At 66.3% G+C, this 13,416-nt stretch carries 14 protein-coding genes; 5 read left to right on the top strand and 9 right to left on the bottom strand.

Annotation, left to right across the window (positions count from 1 at the left end; all coding sequences use genetic code 11):
* The 5 genes from VOI27_RS14855 to VOI27_RS14835 form a co-directional block, all read right to left on the bottom strand.
* Entirely contained in the window at window positions 1-1,263 is a 1,263-nt protein-coding gene (locus VOI27_RS14855; RefSeq protein WP_323766146.1) for a DUF3618 domain-containing protein, read from the bottom strand.
* Window positions 1,253-1,651, bottom strand: coding sequence for a phage holin family protein (locus VOI27_RS14850; RefSeq protein ID WP_323766145.1), 399 nt, complete (start codon window positions 1,649-1,651; stop codon window positions 1,253-1,255). The genes VOI27_RS14855 and VOI27_RS14850 overlap by 11 nt, the downstream gene beginning before the upstream one ends.
* Window positions 1,648-2,325, bottom strand: coding sequence for a hypothetical protein (locus VOI27_RS14845; protein ID WP_323766144.1), 678 nt, complete (start codon window positions 2,323-2,325; stop codon window positions 1,648-1,650). Before VOI27_RS14845 ends, VOI27_RS14850 begins: the two co-directional genes overlap by 4 nt.
* Before the next feature lie 349 nt (window positions 2,326-2,674).
* The gene (locus VOI27_RS14840) at window positions 2,675-3,178 is read right to left on the bottom strand and encodes a pyridoxamine 5'-phosphate oxidase family protein (protein ID WP_323766143.1); all 504 of its coding nucleotides are present in this window, start codon (window positions 3,176-3,178) and stop codon (window positions 2,675-2,677) included.
* Window positions 3,179-3,193: 15 nt separating this feature from the next.
* Window positions 3,194-3,391 carry a CsbD family protein gene (locus VOI27_RS14835; protein ID WP_323766142.1) on the bottom strand — a complete coding sequence of 66 codons (198 nt, stop codon included), beginning with the start codon at window positions 3,389-3,391 and terminating at the stop codon, window positions 3,194-3,196.
* 184 nt (window positions 3,392-3,575) lie between these two features.
* Between VOI27_RS14835 and VOI27_RS14830 the strand changes: the two genes are divergently transcribed.
* Complete coding sequence (locus VOI27_RS14830) at window positions 3,576-3,803, top strand: hypothetical protein (protein ID WP_323766141.1); 228 nt, start codon at window positions 3,576-3,578, stop codon at window positions 3,801-3,803.
* A 71-nt stretch (window positions 3,804-3,874) separates the two neighbouring features.
* Here VOI27_RS14830 and VOI27_RS14825 read toward each other — a convergent pair whose 3' ends face one another.
* Both VOI27_RS14825 and VOI27_RS14820 read right to left on the bottom strand, forming a co-directional pair.
* Window positions 3,875-4,147 (bottom strand): hypothetical protein, encoded by a 273-nt coding sequence (locus tag VOI27_RS14825; RefSeq protein WP_323766140.1) that lies wholly within the window; start codon window positions 4,145-4,147, stop codon window positions 3,875-3,877.
* A 149-nt stretch (window positions 4,148-4,296) separates the two neighbouring features.
* Window positions 4,297-4,647: a response regulator gene (locus VOI27_RS14820; protein WP_323766139.1), complete on the bottom strand. Its 351-nt coding sequence runs from the start codon at window positions 4,645-4,647 to the stop codon at window positions 4,297-4,299.
* Window positions 4,648-5,073: 426 nt separating this feature from the next.
* Between VOI27_RS14820 and VOI27_RS14815 the strand changes: the two genes are divergently transcribed.
* Complete coding sequence (locus VOI27_RS14815) at window positions 5,074-9,054, top strand: chemotaxis protein CheB (RefSeq protein WP_323766138.1); 3,981 nt, start codon at window positions 5,074-5,076, stop codon at window positions 9,052-9,054.
* Here the strand turns inward: VOI27_RS14815 and VOI27_RS14810 are convergent.
* Window positions 9,041-9,457: a hypothetical protein gene (locus tag VOI27_RS14810; RefSeq protein ID WP_323766137.1), complete on the bottom strand. Its 417-nt coding sequence runs from the start codon at window positions 9,455-9,457 to the stop codon at window positions 9,041-9,043. The genes VOI27_RS14815 and VOI27_RS14810 overlap by 14 nt on opposite strands.
* An 87-nt stretch (window positions 9,458-9,544) precedes the next feature.
* Between VOI27_RS14810 and VOI27_RS14805 the strand changes: the two genes are divergently transcribed.
* Together VOI27_RS14805 and VOI27_RS14800 are read left to right on the top strand one after the other, a co-directional pair.
* The gene (locus VOI27_RS14805; RefSeq protein ID WP_323766136.1) at window positions 9,545-10,276 is read left to right on the top strand and encodes a Crp/Fnr family transcriptional regulator; all 732 of its coding nucleotides are present in this window, start codon (window positions 9,545-9,547) and stop codon (window positions 10,274-10,276) included.
* A gap of 145 nt (window positions 10,277-10,421) precedes the next feature.
* Complete coding sequence (locus tag VOI27_RS14800) at window positions 10,422-11,519, top strand: AI-2E family transporter (protein WP_323766135.1); 1,098 nt, start codon at window positions 10,422-10,424, stop codon at window positions 11,517-11,519.
* Between the two features lie 4 nt (window positions 11,520-11,523).
* Here the strand turns inward: VOI27_RS14800 and VOI27_RS14795 are convergent, their stop codons facing one another.
* Entirely contained in the window at window positions 11,524-12,207 is a 684-nt protein-coding gene (locus VOI27_RS14795) for a rhomboid family intramembrane serine protease (RefSeq protein ID WP_323766134.1), read from the bottom strand.
* A gap of 94 nt (window positions 12,208-12,301) precedes the next feature.
* Here VOI27_RS14795 and trpS point away from each other — a divergent pair, with 94 nt between their 5' ends.
* Entirely contained in the window at window positions 12,302-13,336 is a 1,035-nt protein-coding gene (gene trpS / locus VOI27_RS14790) for a tryptophan--tRNA ligase (RefSeq protein ID WP_323766133.1), read from the top strand.
* Window positions 13,337-13,416: the final 80 nt, after the last annotated feature.

Here is a 13,416-nt window from a genome sequence, read left to right as displayed (position 1 = left end):
TCAGCCCTTCGGGGTGCCGAGGTTTTCCTCGTCAGCCTTCTGCTTGGCGGCATCGGCCACCCGCTTGCCGGCATCGCGCATCTCGTCGGCGGCCGCCTCGACCGCGGATTTGCTGCCCGGGGCGGCATCGTCGGCGGCATCGCGTTTCTCCTGGGCGATGCTTTCCGCCTCGGACATGGCCGCCTTGGCGACCCGCTCGGCCTTTTCGCGCTCTTCGTGAAAGATGCGCTCGGCCTCGTCGAACAGCTCGTCACGGGTCTGTCCCATGAGCTCGTCCTCGCGCTTGGTGCGCGGCAGCGCCCCGGCGAGCGCGGCCCCGACGGCCAGCGCGATGGCGCCGGCCACCAGCGGCTGCTCTTCGATGAACTCGGCGGTGGCATCGCGGCCGCGGGTATAGTTGCGGCGCGCGGTCTCATCGGCCTGCCGGGCCATGTCGAGCGCTTTGGCACGGGCGGTGACGATGCGCTCGCGCGCGGCGTCGCTCATGTTCTCGGTGCCCCGGGCCAGACGCTCACGGGCGCGACTGACACGGTCGGCGGTTCCGCGGGCGGCGCGGCTGACACCATCGGCGGCACTGCGTGCACCACCGGCCACGGCAGAGCCTGCAGCACTGGCACCGGAGCCGACCTTGCCAGCGGCCGAGCTGGCCCCGGAGCCGACCTTGCCGGCAGCAGAGCTGGCACCGGAGGCGACACTCGAAGCCCCGCTGCGCATCGAAGCGCCGGCCGTGCCTGCAGTCTCGGAGGCGCGTTCGCCGAGCGACCGGCCGCCGTCGGCGTCAAGGTCGTCGTCGTCCCAGACACCGTCGTCGAGATCATGCCGCGCCCAGTCGGGATAGGCGGCAGGTGTCGTGCCATAGCGCGCCTCGCGTTCGCTGGTGCCGGCACCGGCATAGCGGTCGCGGCTGGCGAAATCGCGGGTCGGCCCGGCGGCATAGCCCAGCTCGCGGCGGTCGTGGTTGCTGCTGTGATGGCTGACCGCGCTGTGGCGCACCTCGGTCGAAGGATCGGTATGCGAGCGCCCGAACATCAGCCAGGCAAGGCCGACGCCGGTGACCGCGAGGGCCAGCGGGTTCTGCTTGGCCGAGCGGGTCACCGCCTCGCCGAACTCGCCGCCGTGGCGGCGGAAACCGTTGGCGATCTCGGTGATCACCGCCTCGGGCGAGAACTTGTCCTGAAGCGCATCGACGGTGCTGGCCAGCTCGGCGCGTTCACGTTCGATGTCGCGCTCGATCTGGTCGGGGGTGCGGGTATCATTTGGCATTTGCGGCTCCTTTGACGGCTTCGACATCACGCTGCACATTGGCGGCGGCGCGACTCGGAGCGATGCTGCTCAGTTTCAGGTCGTTGAGGCCCTTCTGGACGAAGGCATAGGCGATGATCGCCAGCACGACGCCAACGACAAAAGCGGCCCAGCCGGCATCCATGCCGGCCTCAGTCAGCCCGGCGACGATGGCACCGACCAGCACGTTGAGCGCGGTCAGCGCAACCACCAGTGCTGCGGCCAGCAGCCCGACGGCGGTGCCGGCGCGACGCAGGTTCTGGTCGACTTCTGCACGGGCCAGGTCGACCTCGTTGCGGACCAGCGAGCTGACATGCTTCATCGCATCGCCCAGCAGGCTGGAGGTGCTTTCGTTCGGTGAGTTGGTCATGACGTCTCTCCTTTGCCGCTGCGTGCCGTTGTCGGGCTGGCGCTGGCGGTGGTGGCACCGGTGGCGCGGGTCGGGCTGACGCCGCCGGCCGTGCCTGCAGTGCCGGTGGTGGGGGACACTTGCGGCGTGCCGGGCGCGCTGGTGGCACCATAAGCGCCCTGGCCGCTCTGACCGCCTTGGCTGCCGCGGCCGTAGTAGGGCTGGGCACCGCCGTGGCGGTCGTCATGGTGATCATCGCCGGTCCGGGCCCGGCGCGACGCTTTGGCCATGCGGACGCCGGCAAAGCCCAGCAGGGCCGCGCCACCGAGGAAGGCCATCGGGTTGCGGCGGGCGAAATCACCCATCTCGTCAACCATCTGGCCCAGGTCCTTGTCGCGCACGGTGTCGGCGAAATCGGCCATCGAAGAGGCCGCGGCGCCAAAGGTGCGTTCCTGCGGAGAGCCGTCGCGCAGCTCTTCAGAGGCTTTGCGCAGAGCGCGAGAGACCGAGGAGATCTCGTCGGCCACGCCTTCCTTGGCGGCATCGGCGCGGGCATGCGCCTCGCCGACCACGGTATCGCTCACGTCGCGCACCGTTTTCTCGGCATCCTGGCGCAGGGCGTCGGTTTCACTTTTGGCCGCATCGGGACCGCTCTTGCGCGTTCCGGTTGTGCCGTCATATTGTGTGTTACTCATGATAAATCCTTTCGGCGGGGGTCACAGGACGAAGTTCACGATCGCGAGCACGATGACGATCAGTCCGACGAGGTAGATGATGGCATGCATGACTGGCTCCCTTGGTTGCTTGGCCGTCAGGCCGTCTCACGTCTCAACACGGTTTGATGAGGTTTGTTCCGTTGCGCCCTTCAGGAAGGGAAATGAAGCGGGTCTTCGGCTTCAAAGGCTGCTCCCATATGCCAAACCAAGCGCGCCTAAGCGCGCGCGGACGGGTTCGCGCTAAACGTGTGTTGAAGCCGCACAGATGGCGCCCACCGCGGCGGACACCGCTGTGGCGAAACCCGTCATCTCCGGCGTGTTTGCGCGGTCAGACCTGGTCGAAACGGATGACGCGGTGATCGCCCAGATCGGGCTTCTTCTCGGTGTTAAAATTGGCGCGCGCGATTTCCAGCCCGAAGGTCATGGCGCTGTCCGTCGCCGTCCAGATTGCCGCATCGCTGAGCGCGAGGCGCAGCAGGGTCACGTCGGCATCAGCCTTGCCCTGGTCGAACCAGGCGGCCGCCACGACGGACCAGACTTCGTCGAGCTTGTCACGATCATCACTGGTCTCAAGTCTGCCGGACAGACAAGCATAGAATGTGCCGTCTCCCTTGGTGAGACAGTAGTGGGCAGAGGCACCTTGGCCGACGGCCTTGACCAGATCGGTCACGGCCGAGGTGATGAACCAGAGCTCCGCGGTGTCGCGGTCGGCGTGATGGGTCATCGGCTGCATGTGCTGATCGGAGTTCGTGACGCCGAGCATTCCGGCGCGGGTCTCGTCCAGCACCTCGAAGAGAGCGGTGCGCGCATCGGCGCGCACCTTGTCTGTCATCGACATCCCCGGACCTCAGAGATTGTTGGCCCAGTCATCGACTTCCCGCTCGGCTTCTTCGCGGGTCTTGCCGTATTTCTCCTGGACGATACCGGCCATTTCCTGGCGGTTGCCCTTGGCGCGCTGCAGCTCGTCGTCGGTCATGTCGCCCCATTTGGCCTGCGCCTGACCCTTGACTTGCTTCCAGTTGCCTTCGATTTGGTCCCAGTTCATGTCGGGCCTCCTTTTCGCGTTGCGTTACTGAGACATCAACTCCGGCACCGCAGGCGAGTTCCCAGCCGGGGTGGAAATCCGGGGAAATTTATCTTGCTGTCCGACGCGCAATATCGGGAACTTCGGGCGCGCCCGGGTGTTCACGACCTAGTGAACGGCACCGGCATGCGAAGGAAATTTCCCCATGGGCCACCCCCAGGAAGACCGCTCCTCCGAGCCGAACGTGATCTATCTCGACACGCGACGGCCAAAGCCGCGGGTCGTGGTCGAGAACCAGAGCCCGTCGCCGCGTGATCCCCTGCCGCCATTGCCGGAGCAGGGTGTGCCGGGCTTTCCCTGGCACCGCGTGCTCTGGCCGATCCTTGCAGTGTTGGTGCTGGGCACGATCTCCTGGGCCGCCTGGGCGCTCTAGCGCCGTCCTCCCTACGAAAAACGCCCCCGCAGAGCACTGCGAGGGCGTTGTTTCGCTCAAGGTTTCAGACCTTACTGTTCGACTTCGACTTCGCTGTCGCCGGGGGCAACCTCTTCGACGGCTCCCGCGTCTGTCTCGACCGTGCCGGCCTCAAGCTCGGTTGGCGAGACCTGTTCCGAGGCGTCCTGCACCGGCTCTTCGTCGGGGCCGGGTGCGGTGACAAAGACTTCGCCGATCCAGAACAGGATCAGGCCGATGCCGAATACGGCGGCGATTGCCATGCCGATCAGGGGGCCGCGGTGGCGACGCTTCTGCTTGTTCAGGTTGGTGTCGGGTGAGCTCATCTTCCGTCTCCGCTTGTCTCGGTGGGGTGGAAGGCAGGCGATGCTGGATGTTCGGCAGTCCCACCTCTCGGCGTTCCCGGCTCAACGCGCGATCCGCGCCCGGGTTCCCGGCAATCTCTGCCTGCGGCGGAAAACCGCCGGCCGCAGGCTCAGCCTGACATCTCTTCCGTGATGGCGCGCAACAGCGCCGGAAAGCTCACCGGCTTCTGCACCAGCCGGCCCGGTGGCAGGGTGTCGAGAATGGCGCTGCCGCTGTAGCCTGACAGGTAAAGAAAGCCGGTGCCGCAGGCCACCAGCTGCTCGGCGATCTCGCGCGAGGTGGCGCCGTTGAGGTTGACGTCGAGGATGGCGAAATCCGGCGGGGTCTCCTCGATCAGTGCCAGCGCCCGGCGCACCGTCGGGGCCGGGCCGACGACGGTAAAGCCTTCGTCCTCGAGTTGAAGCTTGAGGTCCATGGCCACAATGGCCTCGTCCTCAACGAGAAGAATGCTTTGCGCCATGCGCGCCCTCCGCAGTGGAATTATCGGTACGTGACAGGAAGTCGCCGGTCAATGGCTCCGCCTGCGTCTCTGGCTTTAACTTTGGCACCGGGGCCGAACAGCGCCCGGGGTGCGCGATCCGGCCGCCCCCGGCGTCACCGATCGTCCGGCGCGGCGGCTGCCGTGTTGCGCACAGGCCGTCCAGCACGAATGCCCCAGCCCACCAGCGCCATGACGCGCCGTCCAGGCTAATGGTCCGGCAGCGCTCAAGAAATGCCCTTTGCATGATCGCGCAACGCTCTGGAACGATTTCGGTTCCGCGGGGTTTTTCGCTAGTCAATCGGCAAGGGCCTCAGCTACGCTTGCGCCTGAGGGAAACAGAGAGGGTATATGACACCGACCGGCAGCAGCAGCGACGGACCCATCAAAGCGCAGCATGTTCCGGTCGTGGCAATAGGCGCCTCGGCTGGCGGGCTGGAGGCGCTCAAATCCCTGTTGGCGCATCTGCCCGAGCGGCCTGGGGCCTGCGTCGTCGTCGTCCAGCACCTCGACCCCGATCACAAGAGCCTGCTGGCGGAACTGCTGGCGCGGGTCGCCACCCTGCCGGTGATCCAGGCCGAGGATGGCATGGCCGTCGAGGCCGACCGGATCGTGGTGATCCCGGAAAACGCGACCCTGCTGCTTGATGGCGACGTGCTGCGGGTGGAACAGCCGGCGCCGCCCCGGCCGCAGCGTGCGCCGATCGATACCTTCCTCGCCAGCGTCGCCCGCGAGCGCGCCGATCACGGCGTTGGCGTGATCCTCTCGGGCGCCGGCAGCGACGGCACCGGCGGCGTGCGAGAACTGAAGAAGGCAGGCGGCTTCGTCATCGCCCAGGACCCCGAAGAGGCCAGTTATGACAGCATGCCGCGCAGCGCGATCTCGACCGGGCTGACCGACCAGGTGCTGCCGGCCGAGGCGATCGGCGCGGCCATCGTCGCCCATCTCGCCGCCCTCAGGGAAGGCATCGACCGGGCGGTGCGCGACGCGCCCAACCTGCAGCAGACGCTGGCGCGGATCTGCCAGTATCTCAGGCTCGCCACCGGCCATGACTTCCGCCATTACAAGGAGCCGACGCTGCTGCGCCGGGTCAACCGGCGGATGCATGTGCTCGACATGGCCTCGGCCGAGCAATATGCTGGCCGGCTGCGCGACGACCCGGCCGAGGCCCGCAACCTGTTCCGCGACCTGCTGATCAGCGTGACCGCCTTCTTTCGCGACCGCGATGCCTTTCGCGCGCTGGAGACGGCGATTGACCAGATGCTCGCCACCAAGGCCCCGGGCGAGACGATCCGGGTCTGGGTGCCGGGTTGTGCCACCGGCGAGGAGGCTTATTCCATCGCCATGCTGCTGCGCGACAGGATCGACGCCGCCCAGAGCGCCCAGCGGATCCAGATCTTTGCCACCGACATCGACGAGAACGCCCTCGATCTGGCGCGTCGCGGCATCTATCCCGAAAGCGTCGCCGGCTACCTGCCAGAGGGCTACCTCGAGCGCTACTTCCGCAAGCGCGGCCCGGAATACCAGGTCAGCGACGAGATCCGCGAGCTCTGCATCTTTTCGGTGCAGAGCGTGATCAAGGACCCGCCGTTCAGCCGGCTCGACCTGCTGTCCTGCCGGAACCTGCTGATCTATCTCAAGGCCGAGATGCAGGCCAAGCTGATCCCGGTGTTTCACTACGCGCTGCGCCCTGACGGGCTGCTGATGCTCGGCCCCTCAGAGAGCATCACCGGCCACGAACCGCTGTTCGCGCCGATCGACAAGAAATGGCGGCTGTTCCGCTACTGCGAGGATGAGGGCAATGCGCCGCGGTTTCCGCTGATGGCGCTGACCGGCGAGCCGACGCAGGCCCAGCGCACGCCGCCGCAGCAGGGGTCCGCGGCGCGCGACGACATGGTCACCAAGGCGCAGAAACTGCTGCTCGAAGAGGTCGGGCCGGGCTATATCATCGCCGGGGCCAACCGCGAGATGCTGTATTCCGGCGGCCCGGTCGGGCGGTATCTCAGGCTGCAATCGGGGACGCCTTCGCTCGAACTGGTCAACCTGATCGCCCCGGCGCTGCGGATGGACCTGCGGGCGCTTTGGCACCGGGTGATCTCGGAGAAGGCCCCGGCCACGCGCGACATGGTCTTTCATGACACCGAGACCGGCCGCCGGCGGCTCAGGCTCACCGTGCGGCCGCTCGACGAGGATGGGCGCGGCAAGCTGACCTACCTGATCACCTTCGAAGACCTGGGCCCCGCCGGCGAGATGCCCAATCCCAGCGAGCAGATCCTGCGCGACACCGCCGACATCGAAGCGATGGAGGCCGAGTTGCGCTCGGCCCGTGAATATCTGCAGACCACCACCGAAGAGCTTGAATCCTCGAACGAGGAGCTGAAATCGGCCAACGAAGAGCTGATGTCGATGAACGAGGAGCTGCAGAGCTCGAACGAGGAGCTGGTGACCTCGAAGGAAGAGCTGCAATCGGTCAACGAAGAGCTCGAGACGGTCAACGTGGAACTCTCGCACAAGGTCGACGAGCTGGCCAAGCTGAACGCCGACCTCGAGAATTTCCTGCAGAGCACCGATGTCGCGACGCTGTTTCTTGACCGCCACGCCCGGGTGCGCCGGTTTACCCCCGCCGCGCAGGAGCTGTTTCACCTGCTGACCCATGACATCGGTCGGCCGATCGCCGACATCACCTCGCGGGTGGCCGAGGTCGATATCGCCGCCGAGGTCGACAGCGTGCTGCGCACCCTGCAGCCGGTGGAGCGTCAGGTGCAGCTCAGTTCCGGCAAACGGTCGTTCATCATGCGGCTGACCCCCTATCGCTCGCCCGGCAACGTGGTCGACGGCACTGTCGCCACCTTTTCCGACGTCACCCCGCTGCGCGACGCGCAAGAGCTTGCCGATGCGCTCAACCACCGGCTCGAGCACCGGGTGGCCGACCTGACCGCGCTGCTCGATCTGGTGCCGATCGGCATCGTCTTTGCCGATGAACCCGACTGCCGGTGCATCAAGGTCAACCGGTTTGCCGCAAGGCTGCTCAACCTCGGCGACAAGACCGAGGCCACCGGGCTGCTTGACCAAGGCAGCGTGGTGTTGCGGGCCGGCGAGAAGGTGGCCCCGCGCGACCTGCCGCTCGAGACGGTCTGGCGGACCGGCGCGCCGGTGCAGGATTTCCGCGCCCGCTATGTCGGCGCCGATGGCACCGAATTCGACATGCTGATGTCGGCCGCGCCGGTGTTCGATGCCGGCCGCAACATCCTGCGCGTCGTGGGCATCATCAACGACATCACCGACCTGGTGAGCGCCCAGGAGGCCACCGAGAACCGCGAGCGCTACAACCGCTATGTCGCCGAGATCGGCCGCAAGAGCCTGGCCGGGGTGCAGGCCCGGTCGCTGATCGACGGGGCGCCGGCGCGGCTGACCGAGGTGACCGGCGTCGAGCTGGCCGAGGTGCTGCTGCTGCGCCCCGACGGCGACGCCCTCGATCTGGCGGCGGCGCAGGGGCTCGCGGCCGCGGACGGCACACGGGTGCCGGCGGACCCCGACGGGCTGGCCGGCTTTGCCCTTGGCCAGAGCGAGCCGGTGGTGGTCTCTGACTTGGCGCGCGACAGCCGGTTCACCCCGTCGCCGCTGTTGCAGCAGGCCGGCGCGGTCAGCGGCGTCAGCGTGCTGATCGGCACCGGACGCGAACCCTTTGGCGTCTTGTCGCTCTTTGCCACCCACCGGCGCGATTTCGTTCAGGACGAGATCAACCTTGCGCAATCGGTGGCCTATCTGCTGGCGGCGGCGCTGCGCCGCGATGCCACGGACCTGCAGAAACAGCTGCTGCTCGAAGAGCTGCGGCACCGGGTCAAGAACATGCTGGCGACGGTGCAATCGGTGGCCTCGCTGTCGCTGCGCGAGGCGCGCACCGATCCGACGGTCGCCCGCACCATCACCGAGCGGTTCCAGGCGCTGGCCCTGGCGCATGACCTCAATTTCCGGCGCAACGACGGCAATGTCGCCCTGAACGAGCTGGTCGAGGTGCAATGCGCGCCCTACGACAGCGAACGGATCGCGATTTCCGGCAATTGCACCTCGCCACTCGATCCCAACCAGGCGATCGACATCTCGATGATCATCCACGAGCTGGTGACCAATGCGGTCAAGCACGGCGGTCTGAGCGGCGACGACGGCCGGATCGAGATTACCATCGGCTCTGGTCCCGACCCGACGCAGCCGGGCTGTGTGATCAACTGGCAGGAATACGGCGCCGTTCTCGATCCGGAACACATTCACCGCGGCACCGGGTCCAAGCTGATCGAGGCGATCTCGATGCAGGCGCATTTCGAGATCGACCGCGAGATCGGCACAGACACCCTGGGCTACACCATCCGCTGCACGCTCAGGGAAGCCTGAGGCAGCCCACGTCGGGCCGCGCCACCGAAAACAGCGCGTTGCCGATCATCTGGTCGGAGAAGGGCCGGACAAGCATCCCCCAGCCCCTCTCCTGTGCCTGTTGCTCATCGTCCTCACCGACGGTCAGGACGATGCCCGCACCCCTCTGGGCCAGGATTCCGTCAAGCCCGCTTTCCAGCACCTTCGACAGGCGCATTTCAAGAAAAGCGGCCACGACATGGGCCTCGTGCACCAGCTTTGCCAGAAAATCCGACAAGTGGCTGGCGTGAACAACGCGGCATTCGCAGACAGCGCCGATCGAGCCGACGATATCCTCGGCAATCAGCGGATCCCGTTCCAGCACAAGGATCACCGGATCGGCACCCTTGAAGGTCCGGGCCATGAACTCGGCTCCGTCTTTCATCGATTCCCCTCTACTCATGAATGCATATTGAGTTGTGCCGGCCATCCCTGCATTAAAGTATGACATATCGAGACGAGGTTTCCTGCCATGGCCACCGATTGCCGAACCTGCCCGCTGCGGAAGTGGCCGATCTTCGACCCGCTGACCGAAGCCGAGATCTCCTTCATGGAGACCTTCAAGTCCGGCGAGCTTGCCATCACCGGAGGCGCCACGCTGATGATGGAAGGCTCGAACAGCCCGCAACTGTTTACCGTGCTCGAGGGCATGGGGCTGCGCTACAAGACCCTGCCCACCGGCGAGCGGCAGGTGATCAACTTCGTCTTTCCCGGCGATTTCCTCGGCTTGCAGGCCGGGGTGATGTCGGAAATGCAGCATTCGGTCGAGGCGACGACGCCGATGCGGCTCTGCGTCTTCGACCGCAAATCGCTCTGGTCGCTGTTCGAAGGCCACCCCGACCGCGCCTTCGACCTGACCTGGATCGCCGCCGTCGAGGAGCACCTGCTGGGCGAGAGCCTGGCGATCATCGGCCGGATGAGCGGACTCGAGCGCATCGCCCGCGCCTTCGTGCGGCTCTATGAGCGGGGCACCGCCCAGGGCCTGGTAAAGGACAACGAGATGCCCCTGCCCTACAAGCAGCATGATCTCGCCGATGCGCTCGGGCTGTCGCTCGTTCATACCAACAAGATGCTGACCCGCCTGCGCGAGTTGGGCTTTGCCAGCTGGCAGGGCGGTCGGCTCAAGGTGCTCGACTACGCCGCGCTTTGCGAGCTGGCGCAGCTCGAATCCGACCGGGCGCAGGTCACCCGCCCGCTGATCTGAGCGCCGCCGGAGGCACAGCGATTGCAAGGGGCTGGCCGTGGCGAGCCTGAAATGTGCCGCGACCGTCTGAAACAAAAGGCCGGGTCACGGAGTTTATCTTCTGTTGCGCCGGGAACCGGCGTGCTCTTGGGACGTTGCTTGCCCTGTGGCTCATAGATACAAAAACCCCGACCCCATCCTGCGGTCCGCCGTCATCGTCATCGCCGCGATCCTGGTGTTCGCGTCGCTCAAGGCGGGCGCCGACATATTCGCGCCACTGGCGCTTGCAACCATCACCGGCGTCATGCTCGCGCCGGTCACCGACGGGCTTGAGAAGCTCGGGCTGACCAGCGGTCTGGCCTCGGCGCTGGTGCTGCTGGCCGGGATGTGCGGCATCGGCGTGCTGATCCTGCTGATCGAACCCGTGGTCTGGCGCGTGGCCGAGGAGATCCCGCGCATCCGGCTCGAGCTGCGTGGCTTCATCGAGGACATGCGCGGGCTGATCCGCGGGCTCGAGGACGTCAACCGCGAGGTCGAGCAGGCGCTCGGCGGTGACGGCACCAGCAAGCCTGAGGGTGACGCCGAGACGGTGGTGCCCAGCCTGACCAGCGCGATCCTGCTGGCGCCGGTGTTCCTGGCGCAGTTCCTGATCTTCTTCGGGGCGCTGTTCTTCTTCCTGTTCACCCGCAAGAACATCTACATCTACATGTCGCGCCGGATCGGCTCGTCCGCCGACACCCGCGAGATCATGCGCCGCTTTACCCGCGCCGAACGCGTCGTATCGCGCTATTTCCTGACCATCTCGGTGATCAACTTCGGCATGGGCGCCGCGCTTGGTGGCGCGCTGATGGTGATCGGCCTGCCCGGACCGGTGCTCTGGGGGCTGGCGGCGGCGATGCTGAACTACATCCTCTACATCGGCCCGATTGCGATGACCATCGGCCTCTCGCTGGCCGGGTTGCTGGCGTTTGACGGGGTCATGGTGATCGTGCCGCCGGCGATCTACCTGTTCTTCAACCTCGCCGAGGCGCAGTTCGTCACCCCATCGCTGGTCGGCAAGAACATCGCCATCAACCCGCTGCTGATCTTCGTGTCGCTGGTGGTCTGGCTCTGGCTCTGGGGGCCGATCGGCGCCATCGTCGCGATCCCGATGCTGGCGATCCTTCTGGTGATGCTCGACGTGTTCGAGGGCGAGGTACCCGGCGAAGGCGCAGCCTCGCCACCGCCGGTCGCGGAGGTCGCCCCGGCGCCGGCGGCGAAGTGAGCCGCTAGCGCCGGATTCGCGCCAGCATCGCCCGCCAGCCGCCCGGCGCCAGCAGACCGGCCAGAAGGAAGCCGGCGCCGAACCCGGCGAAATCCGCGGCCCAGGTGGCATCGCTGCCGTAAAGCAGGGCAAACACCAGTCGGATCACCAGAAGCCCCCCGATCAGAAAGAAGGCGCGGGCCTGTGGCGCGCCCTCTTCACCCAGGCGCCGCCAGAGCAGCAGGGTAAAGCCGCCGATAATGCCATAGACGCCGGGAAAGCCGCCGATCAGCGGCACCGGATCGTTGAGCAGCAGCCCGTAGGCCAGGGCCCCCACCACCGAGGCAAAGAAGAAAAGCGCAATCACCCGCGCGCCGCCCATCACCTCGCCGACCCATTTCCCCAAGGCCAGGAGCATCACGCCGACAAACAGCGCATGGGTGAAATTGGCTTGAATGAAGGGGTAGCTGACAAAGCGCAGCAGCTGGTCGGGCGGATAGACCCCGTTGGCCAGCATCCAGTCGAAGATATCGCCGGAGAAGGCAAAGCCCTGCACCGCGTTCAGCCGCCAACCCACCGCCTGCGGCCCGCCGACAAAGCCCTGCGCGCCGGCCTGAAACGCCAGCTCGATCCCCATGAGCACCAGAAACAGCCCGGTGATCGCCGGCGGCATCGGGTTGATCGGCGGTTGATAGAACGGATCGGACATGGGCGCTCCTGACATGGCTTCGGGCCTTCGGCTTGACGGCCTCGGGTGCCATGGGTAAGCGCTGAACGATCGGAAATCCAGACGGAGAACTGCCATGACAGAGGGCGTCCAAACCCCATCTGCCTTCACCCCGCGCGTCTTTTCGGGGATCCAGCCCTCGGGGAACCTGCATCTCGGCAACTACCTCGGCGCGCTCAAGCGCTTTGCCGACAGCCAGGACAATGGCGTCGAGTCGCTGTTCTGCATGGTCGACATGCATGCGATCACCGTCTGGCAGGACCCGGCCGATCTGCGTCAGGCCACCCGCGAGTTGGCAGCGGGCTTCATCGCCTCTGGCGTCGATCCGGACCGCTCGATCCTGTTCAACCAGTCGCAGGTCTCGGCCCATGCCCAGCTGGCGTGGATCTTCAACTGCGTGGCGCGCATGGGCTGGATGAAGCGCATGACTCAGTGGAAGGACAAGGCCGGCAAGAACCAGGAGAACGCCTCGCTCGGCCTCTTTGCCTACCCGGCGCTGATGGCGGCGGATATCCTGACCTATCACGCCACCCATGTGCCGGTGGGCGAGGATCAGAAACAGCATCTCGAGCTGACCCGCGACATCGCCGCCAAGTTCAACAACGACTTCGGCGTCGATTTCTTTCCGATCACCGAACCGGTGATCGAGGGCACCGCGACGCGGGTGATGAGCCTGCGCGATGGCACGAAGAAGATGTCGAAGAGCGACCCCTCGGATGCCAGCCGGATCAACCTGACCGACGATGGCGACACGATTGCCAAAAAGATCCGCAAGGCCAAGACCGATCCCGAGGCGCTGCCCTCGGAGGATAAGGGCCTGGCAGAGCGGCCAGAGGCGCGCAACCTGGTCAACATCTACGCCGCGCTGAACGATCAGACCGTGACGCAGGTGCTCTCGGACGTGGGCGGCCGGCAGTTCTCTGAATTCAAGCCGATGCTGGCGGACCTCGCGGTGGCCCGGCTGTCGCCGATCTCGGAAGAGATGTCACGGCTGATGGGCGATGTGGGCGAGATCGACCGCATCCTGGCGCAGGGGGCCGGGCGGGCGCAGGCGATTGCGGCGCCGATCCTCGAGCGGACCTACGAGATCGTCGGGATGGTCAGGGGCTGAGTTTCGCCACGCCTGCGCGTGTCGACAGGCCGGGGGGCAAGGCCCCCCGGACCCCCAGCCTTAACCGGGGGGCTTTGCCC

This window comes from Marinovum sp. (genome assembly GCF_034669705.1).
GTDB lineage: Bacteria > Pseudomonadota > Alphaproteobacteria > Rhodobacterales > Rhodobacteraceae > Marinovum.
The sequence above is the reverse complement of the archived record's forward strand: the minus strand, read 5'-3'. Positions and strand labels throughout refer to the sequence as shown.

Excerpts from the sequence above, each read along its gene's own strand:
- trpS (WP_323766133.1), top strand. The coding sequence starts at position 12,302 with ATGACAGAGGGCGTCCAAACCCCATCTGCCTTCACCCCGCGCGTCTTT.
- VOI27_RS14820 (WP_323766139.1), bottom strand. The coding sequence starts at position 4,647 with ATGGCGCAAAGCATTCTTCTCGTTGAGGACGAGGCCATTGTGGCCATG.
- VOI27_RS14840 (WP_323766143.1), bottom strand. The coding sequence starts at position 3,178 with ATGACAGACAAGGTGCGCGCCGATGCGCGCACCGCTCTCTTCGAGGTG.
- VOI27_RS14850 (WP_323766145.1), bottom strand. The coding sequence starts at position 1,651 with ATGACCAACTCACCGAACGAAAGCACCTCCAGCCTGCTGGGCGATGCG.
- VOI27_RS14835 (WP_323766142.1), bottom strand. The coding sequence starts at position 3,391 with ATGAACTGGGACCAAATCGAAGGCAACTGGAAGCAAGTCAAGGGTCAG.
- VOI27_RS14795 (WP_323766134.1), bottom strand. The coding sequence starts at position 12,207 with ATGTCCGATCCGTTCTATCAACCGCCGATCAACCCGATGCCGCCGGCG.
- VOI27_RS14830 (WP_323766141.1), top strand. The coding sequence starts at position 3,576 with ATGGGCCACCCCCAGGAAGACCGCTCCTCCGAGCCGAACGTGATCTAT.
- VOI27_RS14845 (WP_323766144.1), bottom strand. The coding sequence starts at position 2,325 with ATGAGTAACACACAATATGACGGCACAACCGGAACGCGCAAGAGCGGT.
- VOI27_RS14805 (WP_323766136.1), top strand. The coding sequence starts at position 9,545 with ATGGCCACCGATTGCCGAACCTGCCCGCTGCGGAAGTGGCCGATCTTC.
- VOI27_RS14810 (WP_323766137.1), bottom strand. The coding sequence starts at position 9,457 with ATGAAAGACGGAGCCGAGTTCATGGCCCGGACCTTCAAGGGTGCCGAT.
- VOI27_RS14855 (WP_323766146.1), bottom strand. The coding sequence starts at position 1,263 with ATGCCAAATGATACCCGCACCCCCGACCAGATCGAGCGCGACATCGAA.
- VOI27_RS14825 (WP_323766140.1), bottom strand. The coding sequence starts at position 4,147 with ATGAGCTCACCCGACACCAACCTGAACAAGCAGAAGCGTCGCCACCGC.